General features: G+C 34.5%; 19 protein-coding genes and 1 pseudogene. 3 read left to right on the top strand and 17 right to left on the bottom strand.

Annotated elements, in window-relative coordinates:
• Nucleotides 1–407: 407 nt before the first annotated feature.
• From WA340_RS13735 to WA340_RS13725, 3 genes are all read left to right on the top strand, one after another.
• Nucleotides 408–1,622 carry a site-specific integrase gene (locus WA340_RS13735; RefSeq protein WP_336129494.1) on the top strand — a complete coding sequence of 405 codons (1,215 nt, stop codon included), beginning with the start codon at nucleotides 408–410 and terminating at the stop codon, nucleotides 1,620–1,622.
• A 155-nt stretch (nucleotides 1,623–1,777) separates the two neighbouring features.
• Nucleotides 1,778–2,620: a hypothetical protein gene (locus WA340_RS13730; RefSeq protein ID WP_336129493.1), complete on the top strand. Its 843-nt coding sequence runs from the start codon at nucleotides 1,778–1,780 to the stop codon at nucleotides 2,618–2,620.
• A gap of 3 nt (nucleotides 2,621–2,623) precedes the next feature.
• Nucleotides 2,624–3,403, top strand: a complete 780-nt coding sequence (locus WA340_RS13725; RefSeq protein WP_336129492.1) for a hypothetical protein — start codon at nucleotides 2,624–2,626, stop codon at nucleotides 3,401–3,403.
• Nucleotides 3,404–3,520: 117 nt separating this feature from the next.
• Here WA340_RS13725 and WA340_RS13720 read toward each other — a convergent pair whose 3' ends face one another.
• From WA340_RS13720 to WA340_RS13645, 17 genes and pseudogenes are all read right to left on the bottom strand, one after another.
• A complete protein-coding gene (locus tag WA340_RS13720) occupies nucleotides 3,521–4,294 on the bottom strand; it encodes a zinc-dependent peptidase (RefSeq protein ID WP_110473885.1) in 774 nt (257 codons plus the stop codon).
• 12 nt (nucleotides 4,295–4,306) lie between these two features.
• On the bottom strand, nucleotides 4,307–4,519 hold the full coding sequence (locus WA340_RS13715) for a heavy-metal-associated domain-containing protein (RefSeq protein WP_008616468.1): 213 nt from the start codon (nucleotides 4,517–4,519) through the stop codon (nucleotides 4,307–4,309).
• 20 nt (nucleotides 4,520–4,539) lie between these two features.
• Nucleotides 4,540–6,798: a heavy metal translocating P-type ATPase gene (locus tag WA340_RS13710; protein ID WP_336129491.1), complete on the bottom strand. Its 2,259-nt coding sequence runs from the start codon at nucleotides 6,796–6,798 to the stop codon at nucleotides 4,540–4,542.
• A 164-nt stretch (nucleotides 6,799–6,962) separates the two neighbouring features.
• On the bottom strand, nucleotides 6,963–7,574 hold the full coding sequence (gene merTP, locus WA340_RS13705; protein WP_008992790.1) for a mercuric transport protein MerTP: 612 nt from the start codon (nucleotides 7,572–7,574) through the stop codon (nucleotides 6,963–6,965).
• A 2-nt stretch (nucleotides 7,575–7,576) separates the two neighbouring features.
• Nucleotides 7,577–7,846 carry a thioredoxin family protein gene (locus tag WA340_RS13700; protein WP_008992791.1) on the bottom strand — a complete coding sequence of 90 codons (270 nt, stop codon included), beginning with the start codon at nucleotides 7,844–7,846 and terminating at the stop codon, nucleotides 7,577–7,579.
• A gap of 68 nt (nucleotides 7,847–7,914) precedes the next feature.
• A complete protein-coding gene (locus tag WA340_RS13695; protein ID WP_336129490.1) occupies nucleotides 7,915–8,301 on the bottom strand; it encodes a metal-sensing transcriptional repressor in 387 nt (128 codons plus the stop codon).
• 9 nt (nucleotides 8,302–8,310) lie between these two features.
• A complete protein-coding gene (merA, locus tag WA340_RS13690) occupies nucleotides 8,311–10,014 on the bottom strand; it encodes a mercury(II) reductase (RefSeq protein WP_336129489.1) in 1,704 nt (567 codons plus the stop codon).
• An 87-nt stretch (nucleotides 10,015–10,101) separates the two neighbouring features.
• The gene (locus WA340_RS13685; RefSeq protein WP_336129488.1) at nucleotides 10,102–10,461 is read right to left on the bottom strand and encodes a heavy-metal-associated domain-containing protein; all 360 of its coding nucleotides are present in this window, start codon (nucleotides 10,459–10,461) and stop codon (nucleotides 10,102–10,104) included.
• Nucleotides 10,462–10,463: 2 nt separating this feature from the next.
• Nucleotides 10,464–11,093, bottom strand: a complete 630-nt coding sequence (gene merTP, locus WA340_RS13680) for a mercuric transport protein MerTP (RefSeq protein ID WP_442920779.1) — start codon at nucleotides 11,091–11,093, stop codon at nucleotides 10,464–10,466.
• Between the two features lies 1 nt (nucleotide 11,094).
• Entirely contained in the window at nucleotides 11,095–11,466 is a 372-nt protein-coding gene (locus WA340_RS13675; RefSeq protein WP_336129486.1) for an ArsR/SmtB family transcription factor, read from the bottom strand.
• Between the two features lie 314 nt (nucleotides 11,467–11,780).
• Entirely contained in the window at nucleotides 11,781–12,344 is a 564-nt protein-coding gene (locus tag WA340_RS13670) for a DUF305 domain-containing protein (RefSeq protein WP_336129485.1), read from the bottom strand.
• Between the two features lie 362 nt (nucleotides 12,345–12,706).
• Nucleotides 12,707–13,588 carry a DUF4249 domain-containing protein gene (locus WA340_RS13665; protein ID WP_336129484.1) on the bottom strand — a complete coding sequence of 294 codons (882 nt, stop codon included), beginning with the start codon at nucleotides 13,586–13,588 and terminating at the stop codon, nucleotides 12,707–12,709.
• A gap of 2 nt (nucleotides 13,589–13,590) precedes the next feature.
• A complete protein-coding gene (locus WA340_RS13660) occupies nucleotides 13,591–15,993 on the bottom strand; it encodes a TonB-dependent receptor (protein ID WP_336129483.1) in 2,403 nt (800 codons plus the stop codon).
• A gap of 149 nt (nucleotides 15,994–16,142) precedes the next feature.
• Nucleotides 16,143–16,277 (bottom strand): annotated as a pseudogene (locus tag WA340_RS15285) (helix-turn-helix domain-containing protein); the annotation flags it as partial.
• Between the two features lie 99 nt (nucleotides 16,278–16,376).
• A complete protein-coding gene (locus tag WA340_RS13655) occupies nucleotides 16,377–17,357 on the bottom strand; it encodes a glycosyltransferase family 9 protein (protein ID WP_336129482.1) in 981 nt (326 codons plus the stop codon).
• Between the two features lie 119 nt (nucleotides 17,358–17,476).
• On the bottom strand, nucleotides 17,477–18,526 hold the full coding sequence (locus WA340_RS13650; RefSeq protein WP_336129481.1) for a helix-turn-helix domain-containing protein: 1,050 nt from the start codon (nucleotides 18,524–18,526) through the stop codon (nucleotides 17,477–17,479).
• Between the two features lie 351 nt (nucleotides 18,527–18,877).
• A complete protein-coding gene (locus WA340_RS13645; protein ID WP_336129480.1) occupies nucleotides 18,878–19,447 on the bottom strand; it encodes a helix-turn-helix domain-containing protein in 570 nt (189 codons plus the stop codon).
• Nucleotides 19,448–19,611: the final 164 nt, after the last annotated feature.

Below are 19,611 nucleotides of genomic sequence, written 5' to 3'. Positions count from 1 at the left end.
AGTCAGAATAGAAATTTGCTTTTAAAAAGGCTTTAATCTAATTAGGTTAAAGCCTTTTTTTAATAATTTAAAACAAAAAAAAAACTAACTTAAAAAGTTAGCTTTTTTTCTCTGTACAGGCGGAGAGACTCGAACTCTCACACCTTGCGGCACTAGATCCTAAGTCTAGCGTATATTGCACCAAATTACATCAAAGTCATTCATTTTCAATTGATTATATGTTTCTGCATTTTCTTTAATATCATCTAATATCAATTGATTTCAACATTTGTTGTACCTATGTTGTACCTGAAAAGAACAATAATTTCGTATCTTTATGGTGTTCCTAGGTAAAGGAATACATTCAAAATGGAATGTTGTACCTATGTTGTACCTGATTTGACTTTCGTACTCAAAACAGGTCAATTATGTCATCAAACGCAAAGATAGTTCTACGTAAAAAACCAAACAGTAAAGGGCTTTACCCATTAGCTGTTCGAATTACAAAAAATCGTCGTTCAACATATCAATATATAGGTCATTATATTGACATAGAGGATTGGGACGAAAAAAATATTCGAGTAAGAAAATCTAATTCAAATGCTGATAGTTTAAACAAGTTGCTATCACAGGAACTCTCGAACGCCAATAAAGCACTTATAGACTTACAATCCGAGCATAAAGATGCATCTGCCAACCAAATCAAAAAAGAGATATATGCCTCGGGAAACTCCGCTACCTTTTTTGAACTTGCCCAAGAGCATCTCGATGAATTGAAAGTTGCTGAAAAATTAAACCGCCTATCCACAGATAGTGCTTTGGTAAGTTATATCTTAAAATTCAATAAATCCAAACTACTTTCCTTTCAGGAAATCGACGAGCGTTTCCTGAAGAAATTGATGATATATCTAAAAGTTGAACATTCTCTAGCCGAAACGTCAATAATGAATATACTGGTATTTATCCGCTTATTGTTCAATAGGGCAATAAAGCTTAAAATTGTTAGTAGGGAATTGTACCCTTTTGGTGGTGACAAGATTAAAATTAAGTTTCCAGAAACAAGCAAAGTCGGGTTGAATATTATTGAAGTAAGAGCCATAGAAGCTCTTGAAAATTTAACTTTGAGTGAAATACACACCCGAAATGTCTGGCTCTTTAGTTTTAACTTTGCCGGAATGCGAGTTACCGATGTACTGTGGACAAAGTGGTCTGACATATACGACAAAAGGTTGCATTATAGAATGAACAAAAACTCAAAATTACTATCATTAAAAATTCCAGATAAGGTTTTCAAAATTTTAGATTATTACAAAGAAGACAAAAGATATGCAACCGATTTTGTTTTCCCTGAATTGAAAAAGGCGAATCTTGATGATGCAAAAGACATCTATAATAAAAGGAAAACGGCAACTAAGAAATTCAATGACAACTTAAAATCCATTGCTAAAAAAGCTAAAATAGACAAGAAGATAACAATGCATATCGCCAGACATACTTTTGGTAATATTGCTGGTGATACCATCCATCCCTTTATGCTGCAAAAATTGTATCGTCATAGCGATTTAAAAACCACATTGAACTATCAAGCTAATTTTATTCACAAAGAAGCAGATGATGCTTTGGATAGTGTGGTAAATTTTTGAACTATTATCAGCCATCTGCAAATATTTTAAAGTCATATTTCAACATATTCAATTGCCATTCCCTTACCTTTACCAACATAATTTTATGTTTATGGTGTTAAAGGTTAAATGGACTGAATTTAAAAGTAGTCTTGAAAATTTTCAGTCCGAAGGAAATGCGCTTATTAAAAAAATATAAAGCAGCAAGAACTGAGGATTTATTAAATGAATTGAAAGAGGAAAAACAATCGTGGGAAAGCGATGTAATCAGTTATGTAAAGGCTTCTTTTGACCCTGAACACACCAATTTTGCATACGAGTTTAAGGCTCAACAAGGATATAATTTCGGAATGAAATTAGGTATCGACCAAAGAGTCAAAAACACTATTCAAACCATTAAAGATGAAATTAATGGGCTTGATTACTATTTAAAAATATTATTCATTTCAGATGCTATTGTGCGAGCTGATGACATTGATTTAGAAGAGCATAAAAACCTTGATACCGAAGGCATTCTTGATCTTATACTTTCTAAACTATATGAACTGTATAATGATGGGAAATACTATTCTATTAAGTGGATTCTTGAAGGTAACGGCCTAAAGTTAGGTGGGCGTAGCGAAGATTGGGACTATGGTAGAATGCTTGAAGAACGAGGCCTTATTGAGACTATGAATGGTCGTGAGGTAAATGCCAAACTAAAACTTGAGGGAAAGTATGCCATTGAACAAGCCAGAAAAGCACAGGTGCCCGACTACTCAAAAATTAGCGATTCTGATGAAGAATTAAAAGAACTTTTGAAAGAGATATTATCCGAGATTAAAAAATCAGGATATGGTCAACAAATCATCTTCGATGAGTTTGATGAGTTGCGCAATGACATTCCGCATCTAAGCAAAAAATCGTTTGGTCAGTTATTAAAATCAAAACTTGGCGATTTGGTCGCAGCCAAAGCCTTTGACAAAACTTTGGCCAGCGACATATTTAAACAATTTACTGACCAAATATTTCCATTTTAACGTATGGGAATATGGGCAGACATTAAAAATAGAATAGTTCAATTTTTCCGAAAAGAACCACCACTGGAATATGAGGTAACAGAATATGTGTTTTCGGACAGACAACCTCTTGATGGTTCTTCGACCATTTCATTTTTCGTAAACAATCCCAAGCCAGATGTAAGTGTTACCAGAACTTTTGATAGTGAAGACCAAGCTGTTAATTGGCTTATGGGAAATCGAGATTTCAAAAGGATGTTATTTAGCAATGTATTTCCATCATCAAATTCGGTGAAATACCATTGTGGCGTTAAAGAACCTATCACAATCCCAAACAAAATGCCTGGGGATATTGACATTCTTCTGTATGAGCAAGGAAAGGAACAAAATGCGGTTGGAATAGAATGTAAAATAGTAAAAACCGAATCGCTTGAAAATCAACCACCAAAGATAAACAAGATTACAAGCGTTCAAAAAAAGGGAACTATTCAGGCAAATGGATATACCAAAATTGGATTCAACAGGGTTTATCTGCTAATCATACTATTGGATGATGGTCGGCATTACAAAAACCCCAATGTTATGTTCAGAACTACACCTTTTAAATGGTTGAAAGAATTGTATGGTTTTGACTGGCAAACCCGAATGAGTGATGATATTGGAATTATTTACGTTCACATAAATCAATTTACTACTAACCATATAAATCAGACCAAAGGATTGGGATTGCGTGTAGAACGTGAAGCAATACCAATTTTACAACCTGAAGAACTAACTGATAAAATCAAAAAACTGGATTCATAGGATAATTTGAAACGTAAAGGAACTTGCAGGATATGCGGAAATCATAGTAAACTAACGTTTGAGCACGTTACACGAGAGTGTAAACTGAACTCTCTATAGTTTGCCTGATTCATTTTCTCAAGTGCTCGGTTCTTGCCTAAAACATTCCACCAACATCCCATAAAGTTCTGGATGTTTTCTTTTTAGTAAATCCGCTCGTTCAAAAAAATACTCTGAAGCAACCGCAAAGAATTCAGCTTGATTTGTTCCACCATATTTACGAATATCTGAATGGTTATCGTTAATCGCTTCCATTTCTTTATGGATTAAGTTTAACCAAGGTATGGCATATTGATGTTCCATTAGCCGCTCTGGCACACCGTCTGTTCTATCGTCCAACTTATCTATAAGGTGCACAAATTCGTGTATGCCAGTATTGCTTTTATCGGTTGTATTTTTAAAGCCGTGGTACAATGCTTTCTTGGAAAGTATCATCTGTTTCTCGAACCTTCCATTTCCAACTATTCCACCAATATTCCGTGAGTTATCCTTACTGCTAAATTGCATATCCTCATTAAAATTATCAGGATATAAAAGGATGCCACTTAAATTTGTGTAGTGCCATTCCTTGAAGCCAAAAACTGGAATGACGGCACTTGCTGCAATTAAAACCTTATCCAACTCTTCCAGTTCAAACTGCACAGCATCGATATAGACCTCACTTAAAAATAGCATCATTTTTTGCTGAAAAATTAGCTGTGCGTCTTTTGATAGATTTCTATAAAACAGCACATTATCCGTCAATAATTTATGCCAATGTTCTGGAAATGGCTTTACACTATGACGTTTTGCTTTTCTATAAAAATGAACAGCAAAAAGAACAATCACAACCGAAATAAAAATATAAGCCATATTAAAAACGTATTAATCTACAGGTTCGGCCTTAAATCCCACTTTTTGCAAAGTCGCCTTTACATCTTCTTCGGTTACACCATCGCTTTCAATGGTTAGGATTTTATCAGGATTAGAGGTATCTACTTCCCAACTTTCTACACCTTCTTGTTTGTTTAAAAAAGGGGTGACTTTTGATACGCACCCACCACAATTGATATTTGTTTTAAATTTTAAAGTTTTCATAGTATTGAATTTATTTATTATTAAAGTTTTACTCGTTTAAGTCTTAAGCTATTTGCAACTACGGATACACTACTGAATGCCATTGCTGCACCTGCAATCATCGGATCCAACAAAAACCCATTTACAGGATAAAGAACTCCCGCTGCAATTGGAATGCCAATAATGTTGTAAATAAATGCCCAGAATAAGTTCTGACGTATGCCCAACACGGTTCTTTTTGATAGTTCCAATGCTTTTGGGATAGATTGTAAATCTGATGTTATCAAGGTCATTTTTGCTACATCCATTGCGATATCCGAACCTTTGCCCATAGCAATACTCACATTGGCTTGCGCCAGGGCGTGCGAATCGTTGATACCATCGCCCACCATTGCTACTATCTTTCCGTCCGCCTGTAATTTTTCGACAAAAGCCGCTTTGTCCGAAGGCATCACTTCTCCTTGGTAATTTGTTATTCCTACTTGTTTTGCGACAGCAGATGCGGTTTTATTGTTATCTCCAGTAAGCATATAGACCTCAATGCCTCGTTCTTGAAGTGTTGCTATGGCCATTTTTGAAGTTTCCTTAATCTTGTCTGCAATGGCGAGTATCGCCAGCACTTGATCTTCGTTACCAAAGAATATGACTGTTTTTGCTTTTTCTTCGAGACTTTCTGCTGTTTGCATTAAAGTAGCGTCGATTTGAATATCCTTTTCGACCATTAGTTTATGGTTGCCCACATAATATTTTGAACCATTCTGCTGTTGCGCCTTTACACCTTTTCCGGTAATACTTTCGAAGGAAGTAATTTCTGCTTGTTCAATATTTTCTTCTTTCAAATGATTGACGACCGCTTCTGCCAAAGGATGTTCTGATTGTGCTTCGATAGCCAAAAGAATTTCCTTGTATTCCTTTTGATTTTGAAGTTTATCCTTCCAGAGTATATCGGTTACCAGTGGTTTTCCTTCTGTAATCGTACCTGTTTTATCAAGGATTACTGCATTCACTTTATGGCCGAGTTCTAAACTTTCGGCATCCTTTATCAGAATATTATTTTCGGCTCCCTTGCCGATACCTACCATTATGGCGGTAGGTGTTGCCAATCCCAAAGCACAAGGACAGGCGATTACCAATACTGCTACAGAGGTCAATAAGGCTTGTGAAAAGGCATTATCGCCTCCTAAAGACATCCAGACAATGAAGGTTACAATGGAAATACCCAATACCACAGGAACGAAAATACCGGCAATCTTATCGACCAGTTTTTGAACGGGTGCCTTACTCCCTTGCGCTTGCTGAACCATTTTAATGATTTGGGAAAGCAGGGTTTCTCCACCTACTTTTTCAGCGGTAAATTGAAAACTTCCTTTTTGATTAACGGTACCAGCGAATACCTTTTCCCCTTGGGATTTCTGAACTGGAACGGGTTCACCAGTAATCATACTTTCATCTACATATGAGCTTCCCTTGGAAACTTCGCCATCCACGGGAATCTTTTCTCCGGGACGCACCAAAATGGTCTGACCTACTTGAACAGACGAAATAGGAATTTCCTTTTCTTCACCATTCTCAATAATTTTCAACGTTTTAGGCTGTAGTCCCATTAATTTTTTAATGGCTGAAGATGTATTTGACTTTGCCTTTTCCTCCAATAGTTTCCCCAAGGAAATAAAGGTTATAATTACCGTTGCCGCCTCATAATAAACGTGAGGCTCGATACCACGATTCAACCAAAATTCAGGAAAAAAAGTGTTGAACACACTAAACAGAAAAGCGATTCCGGTACTCAAGGCTACAAGCGTATCCATATTTGATTTACCGTGTTTGGCTTGCTTGAAAGCATTGATGAAAAAGCTACGACCGAACCAAAAAAGAATTGGAAAAGTCAACACCAAAGAAATCCACTTACCTGGTTCCCATTGCATAAAAAACATTCCTAATACAAAAATGGGAAGGGTAAGTATGGCCGACCAGATAGTACGGTTTTTTATGTCCTGATAATGCTTTTGCTGAAGTTCTTGCTGTACTTCCGAAGGGTCTTCGGCATCAATTATAATATCGTAACCGACCTCACGAAGCGCGTTTTGAAGTTGATTTGGACTCAACTCCTTGTCATATTCCACAAGAACGGAACTATTGGCAAAATTAACACTTGCATCAAACACACCTTCCGTGAGTTTTAATACAGATTCAACACTTGCTGCACAAGAGGCACAAGTCATTCCCGTAACAGGGAATGATTCCTTTATTCCTTTTTTAGTATTCTTTTCTTTGGTTTCAAATATGTTGATTGTCTCCATAAATCCGTTCTTATTTGTATGTTACAAATTTCAGGATTAAAAGACTGTAATGTGTTACGTTATATGCTGAATGATTTGTAGAATTTACTCTTCACGAATTATTACTACCAATTGGATAAGTCGTTTTTAATTTATCTTTTATCACCGCAATGGATACGTGTCTATCAGTCTCTACTATTTGTAATCAAATACCCTTTTGATTGAATGACCTTTTTTATCTCATCGACATTCGTTTTAGTGGTATCAAATTCTATAATTGAAGTCCCTTCTTCAAAAGACGTAGATACATTTGTAACCCCGTCAATTTTGTTTACCGAATGGTTGATGTTTTCTTCACAACCCGAGCATACCATCCCTTCAATATTCAACTTTACAGTTTGAATATCGGTATTGTTTGTTGCAACAATTCCTACTTTCTCCGTTGAATGAAATATTTGTGGATAATAAGAAACCAATGTCATTACAACAACAAACACTGTAACCAACCACAAATAGAATTTCGACTTAAAAAATGATGGCTTAGCCATATCACAGTTACCGCAATCGTCCACCTTCTTTTTTTTATAAACCTGATAAAAGGCCAGTCCCAATGACAAAAATGCTATAACCAACAGATAAGGTTTCAAGGCAATAAGCCAAGAAAAATAGACAGAACTTCCACTAATACCAGCTACACTTGTAAGTAGCAAAGGACCCCAGCAGCATAGTTTAAGGGAAACTGCTGAAAATACAGCAGTCCCCATAGATGTTTTTTTGTTCCATTTAGTAATTGCCATACCTAACAACTTCCTATTCCCGCGTTTACCAAATCCTCTTTTGTGATTTCGATGTTGGTGCAGCAATTCAGTAGTTTTCCGTCCACAGCAATGGCGGGAACTCTTGTAACCCCATATTCCTTCATTTTTGAAACACAGATTTTACTTTCGCATTGCTCGGACAGATTATGAAGTGTGATTTCGCAGTCCTTTCCTGCTGTCTCTTTTACTAATTGCACCACAGGCTCGCATACCGGGCAACCTGCTGTAAAAATCTCGATTTGTCGTTTCATCTTATTTAAGTTTAAATTAATAATGGAACAAAGATGAGAACGTGAGGTAGGGGGTCACCAAACTTTTTTTAACTTTTTTTTTCGTTGTAGTTTTTTAATCTGGTTTCAATAGTTTGGATTTCTTTTAAGCGATTGGTCAAATCGGATAATTCCAAATTGGGGAATTCACTTTTTAAATATTCAATTTTATCTTCATTGCCACAATTTCCTGGGCAAGAGTCCACGGCCTTTACAATTCCAATAGCAAGTGCTTTTCGATAGACTTCATCCAGCAGTAAGTAATGTGCTTTTTGAATCCCCTTATCAATGGATCTGAACTGTATGTTTATTTGTTCGGGGTCCTTTCCTTCATCAAGCATTTTAACAATGCCGTTTATTTGACCACTCAAAGTTTTTAATCTGGATTTAATATCCAAGATTAAATCAGTAGGTAATTTGTACTGTTCTCCTTTCATAACTCAAACTTAACTCGCACAACAACTCAATTTAGAAACATCTTTTCCAAAGGTAATTGCCGCTAATTTGATTCCTTCACCCAATGTTAAGTATGGATAAAAACTTTCAGCTAAATCATTTACTGTAATACCAAACTTAATAGCTATACTTAATTGCTGTATAAGTTCACCACCTTCAGGTGCTATGACTCTTGCACCTATTAATTTATCAGTTTCGGTATTACGAATTAACTTTATAAATCCTCTAATATCTTGGGCAGCCAATGCCCTTGGAACGTGAATTAATTCTAGTTTAGATACTTCAAAAGGAATGTCTTTTTTTTCTGCTTCTACCTCATCTATTCCCGCTCCTGCAATTTGCGGGTCAGTAAATACTACCCAAGGTAACGATGTATAATCTACACTATTTTTTAATAGTGAAAAGGCATTATTTACTGCAGTACTGCCTTCGGTTGCTGCGGTATAAACAAACGCAGGTGTATTGGTTACATCACCTGCTGCGTAAATATTGGAAATATTCGTTTCCATTTTTGCATTAACCATAATGTGACCTCTTTCTGTTAGTTTTAAATCCAGATTTTCTAAACCTAATTTTGAAGTGTTTGGTTTTGTTCCTGTCGCAACAACAATATGTCCTTTTTCAATTAATTGTGTAGTTGAGCCATCAGGACAAGTACACTGAATAATTATATCGGCTCCTGATTTTTCAAATTTTAAGGCTCTGAAATTTGGAAGAATTTCTATACCTTCCTTTTTATATTGCTGGACTAAAACATCTGTTATATCACTTGTTTGACTTCTTAAAGGTCTGTCCGTAAATTCAATAATTCTAACTTTTACCCCGAATCGGCTGTAAGCTTGAGCAATTTCCAAGCCAATATAACCTGCTCCCATAATGGTTAAACTTTCTGGTTTTTCCTCTAAATCGAACAAGGATATATTGGTTAAATAGTCAATCTCATTTAATCCTTCAATATTAGGAATATTCGTAGTTGCTCCGGTTGCAATAAGAATATTGGTAGCTGTGTACTTGTTCTTTTTATCAACAATAATGGTTTTACTGTCTACAAATTCTGCCCATCCCTTGAGCATTGTTAGTTTCTTAAAGTCACTTACTACATCCAAATATTTTTGTTGCTGTAAGGTGGAAACTAATTCTTTCTTGTCTTTGATGACTCGCATAAAATCAATGGCCACTCCTTTGGTTTTGATGCCTTCAAAATTGGAATGTGTAGCGTGATATACAGTTTCCGCAGCTCTAATTAAGTTTTTTGACGGTACGCAACCTACATTGACACAGGTGCCTCCAAAATCCAGGCCAGCATTTACCATTAATGTAGTAAGTCCTAACTCTTCAGCTTTTATGGCTGCAGAAAATGCTGCAGAACCACCACCAATGATAATTAAATCGTAATCGTTTTTATCGTTGAAACTATCTTTCATAGTAGTATTCTCCGAATTTGAAACAGTAGTGGTTTTCTTTTCAACTTTATTAAGGACAGAATAATCGCCAATGGCATTTACGGCATTGATTAATTCTTTTTTACCCATTTTATTAGTATCAATAGTAAATTCTCCTATTCCCGTTTCGTGATTTACAGCACTGCTTATAACGCCATCTTTTGCGTTCATATCTTTTTCGATATGTGATGAGCATCCACTACAGGTCATTCCGTTGATTTTCAATATTACGGTTTCTTTATTTACTGACATAGCTTGATTTTTATTAAGGCTCTAGACTAGTAGACTTATATTTTTCATTGATAGATTCGTATATTTTAAATGTGGAAGTTTAATAAATCAGGCTTTCCCTTCAATATTTTCTTTTACAACTTTTACTTTATAACCTTTCTTTTCGATAACCTTTTTTAAGGCCTCAATGCTGGTTTTTGTGTCATCAAACTCAATAATGGCTATATCACCAGGATATTTAACTGAATGTTCGATTATCCCATTTGCTTCTTTAAGTGCCTTATAAATAGTATTGGAACACCCTGCACAAGTAATACCAGTGATTTTAAATTTAACTAGTTTCACTGTTTGTTGATTATTGTTTATTGTGACCTTTTTATCGCTTTTTGAAGTTGGGCAACATTGAGCATTTAGCTGAAATGAAATTAATGACAATATAAGAATTGGTAGAACTAATAATTTATTCATAACTATTTATTTTCTTTATGAATTACTTTATAACCTGTGGCGTTAATTGCTTTCTCGATTTCCGTTTCATTAGTTTTTGTTTTGTCAAACTCAACGATGGCATTTCCGTTTTCGTAAGATGCTTTTGAACGTACAATTCCATTTAGTTTATTTACTTCGTGGTTTACGTGTTCTTCACAACCCGCACAAGTCATTCCACTAATTTTGAATTCGGTTGTTTTAATGTCCGATTTGTCAACTATGATTATTTGCTTTTCTGTATTTGGATAAAAAAACCCTGAATAGTATGGGAAAGCCAACATTACGATTGCAAATACAGTAACTATTCCTAAAAAGGTTTTTGATTGAATAAATTTAGGCCTTCCTGCCTTACCGGCAGGCAGGTCATCTGTCTCACATTCACAGTCAATTTCTTTTTGGGGTTTTAGTTTTTGATACCAAGCAAAACCAAGCACCAAAATCGTTAGCCCTACTAAATAAGGTCTGAAAGGTTCTATCCAAGAGAAAGTTGAGGCAATTCCGCTTGTGCCAGCAATCAATGCCAAAACTGGGGTTATGCAGCATATTGATGCCGCTATTGCCGAAATTATTCCAGTGTACGCTACTGTATTTGATGATTTTTCCATATTCATTCTATGCTACTTTTTTGTTTTCTTTAAGCCTACCAAAAATTCCTTCCAATACCTCGCTTGAATCTTTGACCAAAGAGTAATACAACGTTTGACCATCTCGTCTCGAAGAAATTAATCCGGCATCCTTCATCTTTCGAATGTGTTGTGAAATTGCTGGGACACTCATTTGCAGTATATCTGAAAAATCACAAGGACAAAGCTCACCTTCCTCGTTTAGCAGGAAAAGTATCTTCAGTCTGGTCTCATTACCTGCCAGGGCCAGTACCTTGCCAACTCTATTGATTAATTCTGAGGTTGTATTCAAAATGTTACGACAACGCATCAACTGCTTTTGGTCTGCCTCGGTACGGGTGCAACTTAATTCAAGAGCCATAATTAAAATTTTAGCAAATTTATACTTATATTATTATTTAAGCAAATACTTAAATAAATAAAACAAGCTAACACATCATTCAAATTAACTATAACTTAAAATCTCAATTGTTAAATTCTAAAAGTAAATGTAGTTTTTGGGAAAATCAATCTACTATTCTCGTTAAGAATCTTTTGCAGGCTAGCAATCAATTTTTTTGAATTCATCAACCTCTAAAAGAAAAAAGATTTTCAACCTCTAAAGCCTTTCCCTAATTGGAAAGATTATTTAAGGTAAATCCTTTTTCTTTTAATCGATGATGTATACTTAAGTTCTTAATCGTTTAGATTCTTTGTTTCCTCGGTAAGCGAACCTTCAAATTTGGGAATTGGGCGATTCTTTCTCTCCTCTTCCGTTTCCACTATTCCGTTTTCCTTGATATCATTGATTAACCATTCCATTTCCATTATTTCCCTACGTTGTGCCTTGATAATCTCATCAGCAAGCTTCCTTACCCTGACATCTTTTATTTTAGAACGTTCGCTAGTTAAAATTGCTATAGAGTGATGGGGTATCATTCCTTCCATATAGTCAACACCTGTAACTGTTATTTGACTTCGAACTAGCCAAATCCCCCCTGCAATCAATAAAACCCCTAGACTCAAAATCATAATATTCTTGTTTCTCTCTTTGTACATATTTAACATATACAGAAGCATAATAATGACCATCGACCCACCCATAATCAGGGTCATAAAAAAACGGGTCTCACTGTACCAGAAATGGTCAATAATCTGATATGAATGTGTGTACATCAAAAAGAACATCGCAACCATTGAGGTGCCAATCATTGCGAAAAACTTTAAATAATTATTTGGCTTTTTTTCGTTGTTTTCCATAGTTTATATTTTTGGTTATTTTAATTAGTTTAATTTATTAAAATTTGGTTATTTTAATTAGTTTAATTTATTAAAATTAAGATTTATAGAAAACAAGTATGAACTACAATGGATAATATTTTAACTCATTTGAAATGTTAGAAAATATTAAATTATAATAGTTTAAAACACCAGAAGTATTACTAAACAATAATGATTTGAGCAATCTGATTTAGAACAAATTTGTGCTCACAATATACTATCATTTATAAAATAATCATTTATGACTTATCCTTTATGTAGACAGGACCTATAACAAGATGCTCTAAAAAAAATCTTAGAAACGTCGGTTCTCCCATAACTTCTAATTTTCTGTAATACTATTAGTTTTCCTGTTCGACAAAAGTATAAACTTGATTTACGACCTCAGTGACTCTAAAAAATCCGAAGGCATAATTATCTGGGTTCTGAAGATTTATGAAGTTTCCTCTTAGTCTTGTTGGTATGGTTGCAAAAGGGTCACCAACGTTATCACTTTGTTCTATAAGTATATGCAAAAAGTCATAATAGAGCTCAGAAATACCATACAAGTTGATATCCACCATATCTCCAGGTAATATTTCGTCTTCTGCATCGGCCTCATTTTCTTCATAAAAAATAGATACTTCATTGCCATTGGTAAATTCATCTGATACAACTACTCTTAGAGGGAATAAATCATCGCCTTCTAAAAAGGTAGCATAATAAAAATTTGTTTCATTCTCGGGATCGTCAAAATAAATAGTAAGATCTAACTCCTCTTCATCTGAGCCACCTATACGTGATTGTTCTATCCTGTTTATTTCAGGAACTGGTATTAATGTTTCTTGTGCGATATAGGTTTCATCGTTATAGATTATCTCCAAATTATAGACATTATTAATAATAGGCTCGAAATCTGAAATAGTATACCTTCCATCTTGCTGATCCTCGAACACATAAACTTCTCCATTTGTGACATTTTCAACGCTTACAGATGCACCGACTACCGGATCTAGGGCTGTATCAAAAAACGGTGTGGTAAGACTAAGTTTAATAGTTTGATCATTTCCTGAAGTGCCTTTTTCCCAATCTAGAGACGCCTCTATAACAAGACGAGAGGCTTCAGTTGGCACAGCCACATCTACAACATCTGTGCAGGAAAAAACAACTGAACTTAGAAGTATAATCGTTACCGCTGCTTTTGATCTTAATTTGTTGATTATTTTTTTTATTCTTGAATTCATGACTAAAATTTAAAGTTATACGTTATTGATGGGATAATACCAAAAATCGAAGTTCTTAAGGCTTCATTTACACCAGTATTATAATTTTGATTGAAAGTAATCGACGCCGCATTCATTCTGTTATATAAGTTATAAATGCTAAAAACCCATTCTCCTTTCCACCGTTTATCTGGTCTGCGATTGGGTTTGTAGGTTGCTGCAATATCTAACCTGTGGTAGGCAGGCAGGCGATTAGCGTTCCTCTCGTCGTAGATGACAATAGAAGATCCTTCGTATTCAAATTGACCGGAAGGATAGGTAACCGGGCGACCCGTTTGATAGACCAAGTTGGAACTAAATGTCCATTTATCGGATAATTTATAGACTCCTGATAGAGATATATCGTGTGTGCGATCATAAGGTGTGTTGTACCAATTGCCGTTGTTAATACCAGGACCTCCGGCATTGCCCCCAAAAGAGCGTTGTTCGGATTTAGCTAGTGTATATGCCAACCAACCGGTAAAACGGCCTTTGTTTTTTCTTAAAAGAAACTCTAAACCATAGGCTCTTGCCTCCCCATTTAAAATTTCCGTTTCTATGGTATTATTTCCTAATAGGTTGGCTCCGTCAATATAATCAATACGATTATCTGTTGTTTTATAGTAGGCTTCTACTTCAAATGAATATTTGTTATCGTTGGAATTGCGGTAGTACCCTAGGGCGTATTGGTTTGATAGCTGTGGTTCTATGAAGGGTCCGCTGGGTGTCCAAACATCTAAAGGGGTTACAGATATTGTGTTTGACAGTAAATGTAGATATTGAGCCGTACGCGTATAGCTTCCCTTTACTGATGATTTATCGGTTAATTTATATGATAATCCCAATCGTGGTTCTAAATTCCCAAATTTCCTCATTGTTTGCCCTCTTGAATACGGTGTGCTACCAACCGCTGTACCGCTTTGATAAATCCCTAATTCTTGATTATAAACTACGGGCTGGTTATTGGCATAATTAGTGATAGTCTGCTGGCCTAGTCTGTTGAACGTACTATATCTCAATCCGTACCTCGCGGTAAGCTTATCTGTAATTGTATGCTCTGCACTTACATAAGCGCCAGCCTCAAAGGCATTTTTTTGGTCTAATATCAAAGGGTTAACTGAAGAACTTGGGGTAGACGGCACGATCTCTCCTGGATTTAAATTATAGGAAATACCATTAAGGCCAAAATCTATTTTTAATTTATCGGTTGCATAATAGTTAAGGTCGTACTTTACATTGAAATTCTCTATATCTGAAATCCAATCCAATTGATCAAAATCTAGTATTATTTGATAATCGTACTTACTGTAAATAAGCGATAAGTTGGAGAAAAGTTTGTCATTAAAAATATGGTTCCAACGCAGGTTGGCAGAGACGTTACCATAATTACTGTCTAAAAGACCAGAAATATTAAATACATCCCTACCAAAATAACCTGACAAATAGACTTTATTGTTTTCGTTAATTTCATAGTTGGTTTTGAGATTTAAATCGTAAAAACTAATATTACTATTTCCCAAATCGTCCAACAATCCAGAAAAAAGCTGAGCATAAGTAGTTCTTCCAGCCAAAAGAAAGGAGCCCTTTTTATTAAACATAGGGCTTTCTACCGCAAGCCTACTTGAAATTAATCCAATACCTCCATTGAGTTCCAGGTCTTTATTATTACCTTCTTTCTGTCTTACATCCAATACCGAAGACGTCCTGCCTCCAAATCTTGCAGGAATGTCACCCTTATAAAGCTTCACATTTTTTATGGCATCATTATTAAAGACAGAAAATAATCCGAAAAAGTGAGATGTGTTATAGATGATGGCTTCGTCTAAGAGTACCAAATTCTGGTCTACTGCACCACCTCTTACATTAAAGCCAGCAGAACCTTCTCCATTATTTGATACTCCCGGTAGAAGCTGGATGGTCTTTATAAGATCTACTTCACCCAATACAGCAGGCGCTAATTCAATTGTTTCCGCTTTTAAGGCAACAACTCCCATCTGCGGTTTTCTTACATTAAGTTTCTCTATGTCTTCATCTGCTGTAATAATTACCTCTTCTAAAGTGTTTGAAGCCTCTTCAAGCTCAAAATTTAACTTTATATCCTCGGTAAGTGATATTTCTTTCTTAATCTCTTTGTAACCTAAATAGGAAACGATTAGTGTATATGTTCCTTTTGGTGCTGTAATAGAATAAAAACCATACTCGTTTGTGGTTGCTCCTATAGTGGTTCCTTTTAAGTAAACCGATGCTCCCAATACTGTTTCGCCATTAATTACATCACTGATACTTCCCCGTATGGTATATTTCTCTTGGGCAAATAACGTGGTGTTAATTAAGATAAAAAGTAATGATAAAAATGGTTTCCTGAATAATTGAGTGGGATGTTTCATTTACAGTTTAATTGTTTTAAATTAGAATTATTTTACTCTGACACTAATCAGACAATAAAAATTAGATCATTGACTATTATGACGTGCTTAATAGCCTTTAAAGAACGACAGGTAAGTGCACCAGATTATTTGCCTGTTGTCCAGAATGCTTATTCTGTACCGATTATCTTATTTTTAGGAATTGAATTCTTGAATTGTGTCGGCGTCAATCCCTTGACCTTCTTAAAAGTAGCATTGAATGAAGACTTAGAGCTAAAACCAACTTCCGGTGCGATTCCGAAAAGAGTATAATGCGCATATTGGTCTTTCGCTGGAGATTTTTTGCAAACGATTGACTTTTTGGCTTTAGTGTGAAAACAACTATTAACTTCATACAACCTATTTTAGAAGATTGCCTCCTTGATTCTTTCTATTATCTCGCTTAATTTAACAGAATTAGTATCTAAGGGTATATTGTTACCTCCATAAGGTCCATAGGTTTTTGGGTCGGTAACATTAAACAAACCAAATGTAGTCGTATTTGTGGACGATGATAAATGCATTATACCGCTATCTGCTCCAATGAAAACAACAGAATTTTCAATTACAGAGGCAATTTCCCTAAGATTATTACTATAAAAATGCACACTTTTAAAATTTATTTGAGATACATTTTCATTGGGTAATATTTCTAAAACGTTAAAATCGGTAAACTCAGTTTTTAGTTCTTTATAAAATTTTAACCACCATTTTTTCGATAGACATTTATTTCCTGTAGCAAAAGTGAAAATGCAAATAGTTTTTTTGTTGCTATTAAATAAGGCTTTAATTCGTTGATTTCCTTTTTCTATTTCTTGTCTAGATAGTTTTATTGATAGCTTCGGATACCTATCGGTGAGATAGTCTGATGGACCCAAAAATTTTCTTAAATTATAGATGGGGATTTTTGCAATATGTTCAGGTCTATTGAGCTTAGTGGTACCTGAGTTGTAAATCTTGAATTTAGCTCTTGACAACTTAACAAATATTTTGCTTGAATTCGAATCCTCACATCCCACAATGGCAATGTCATATTGATTTGAGATTAGGCTTATAGACTTTTTCAAATAGTCTAAAATATTATTAAATGGCTTTTTAGGAAGGTTAAAAATTGTCTCTACACAATGATAATTGGAGAGCAATATGTAAGAAAGGTTTCCATTGACTATTAAATGTATTTTACAGTTAGGAAATTGTTTATTAATCTCTTGTATTAAAGGGGTTATTAAGAGTTGATTACCTAACCTATGATTTGGTCTTGTAATTAAAACTTTAATTTCTGAATCTCTAGGAAGACTTTCTAATAGATTGATTCTTTTGGAGTTTCTAAAAGAACCTGTTAGCATACCAAATATTCTATTCTTTAGCGGATTTAGCCTTTTAATTAACAATTTTAGAAGGATTTAAATTCCTTCAAAGAACGACATCCAAGTGTACCAGATTATTTTCCTGTTGTCCAGAATGCTTATTCTGTACCAGTTTCATTTTTTTTAGCAATGGAATTCTTGAATTGCGAAGGGGTCAATCCCTTGACCTTCTTAAAAGTAGCATTAAATGAAGACTTAGAGCTAAAGCCAACTTCTGAGGCAATTCCGAAAAGAGTATAATGAGTATATTTCTTGTTTTGTAGGTTAACTACAAAGGCTTCAATCCTGTATCCATTAACAAAATCCTGAAAACTAATATTCATATGTAAGTTAAGAACTTCAGAAATATATTGCCTTGGAATATTTAATTTTTTTGAAACCCTATGGATCGATAACCTAGGATCTAGATAAAGCTTTTCTTTTTCCATTATCTGTATCAAAGCATTTTTATAGCTTTTAATGGATTCTGGTTTTAAGTTTGAGGACTTGTATTTGGTAATCTTGGTGCTTGGAATAAGCTCTTTAGGTTTCATTATTAAATAGAACGTTATTGCATAAAACAAGAATGCTACAATGAGAATCAAATAGGTGTTAAAATTATCATCATCAAAAAACACTATTGGCTCCATCTCAAACAAATCGAAAACACCATTTATGTATGAAATGCTCATTATTAAAATAATAGGAACAACGAAATACAAAACCCTATTAGCCCTTTTAGTTCTAAGTAAATCGTATAAGATATGGACTAAGTAACCCAAAAACACAAACTCAATCAATGTCTCTGCGATCTCTAAAAAATCGTTTTCCCGTTCTGAAAAAATTTCCAATGTTTCACTTAAGAATAAAGATATACTAGGTAAGAAAAACAAATAGTCCCTTTTTAAAAAAACCTCTTTATCAGAATTTAAATACTTGAAGTATAAAAAAAGAAATGTAAGAAATAATGAGCTGTCAAAGAAGAACCAATCTGCATCTTCGACGAAAAGGTTATTATCGTCATCACCAACTATGTATAACAGCACTGATATGATACCTCCACAAAAAAGCCAAAAGGTTATTTTTCTATATTTTCTTTTGTTCTTGTAAAAGACCAGTAGGAGGAAAAGGCCTTGTACCAAGGCAACTATTTGAATGATTTTAAGCATTGATTATAATTTAATCATATAATATTTGAAAATTTTATATCACAAGCATTTTAACGAAATCTTGGAACAGGATGCCTTTCACAAATCATTATAAGAGACATCTATTTTGAGAAAGAAAATGTACCCTGAATTTCAATCTAATCTATCCTTATATTAAAAGAGGCTGCTTATCGAACATATGAGAAAACTGAACGGCATAAGGTGTCACCAAAGCTATTAGGAGTGTAACTGGACCTATACTAGCACCTATCAGTTTTTGTAATTCATTATACTTTTTAGTGAATAAGAAGTTAAAGTTGTATGTCAGCAAACTGGCTAATAATAAGTCGTATACTTTTCTGAAAAAAATTATTAATAAACATCATCCAACGATTTTCTGTTCTTATCTCTATTATTTTTAAACTGTGTAGGTGTCATTCCCGTAACTTTTTTAAACTGATTACTTAAGTAAGCAACGCTACTATAGTTTAACATAAAAGCTATTTCACTTAAGGTTAACTCGTCATAAACGATGAGTTCTTTAACACGCTCAATTTTTTGGTTAATGATAAACTGTTCAAAAGTGATACTCTCTACTGATGAAAAAAGTGAGCTTAAATATTTATAGTCCAGGCTCAATTTTTCACTAATAAAGTCTGCCCATTTAATGTTCAAATCTTCTGATGAGTAATAAATTTTGTCTACCACCAAGGTTTTCATCTGTTCTATAAGCTGACTTCTACGGTCGTTGATTAGACTAAATCCAACATCTTGAAGTGCTTTGGAAAACTTATTTTTATTTTCCACACTTAAAGATTTTGTTAATTCAACTTCTCCCAATTTTATTGAGCTATATGGAATCTTCAGTTCTTGCAACATATTAGATACCGCAGAGATACATCGTGGACATACCATATTCTTTATGTGAACTTTATAACTCATTTTTTTAAAACAACTTTAACCCAGCTTTTGAAAGTGAATAGTAATACGCTGCAATAGCGGCTATAATAAATATGATGATTAGGGCCAATATTCCAATAATTCTATCTTTTTTAGTGATATTGTTCTTGGTTCGGCGCTTATTTCTTTCAGCTTTTCTCCTATTT

The sequence above is a fragment of the Mesoflavibacter sp. CH_XMU1422-2 genome, assembly GCF_037029245.1.
GTDB lineage: Bacteria > Bacteroidota > Bacteroidia > Flavobacteriales > Flavobacteriaceae > Mesoflavibacter > Mesoflavibacter zeaxanthinifaciens.
The sequence above is the reverse complement of the archived record's forward strand: the minus strand, read 5'-3'. Positions and strand labels throughout refer to the sequence as shown.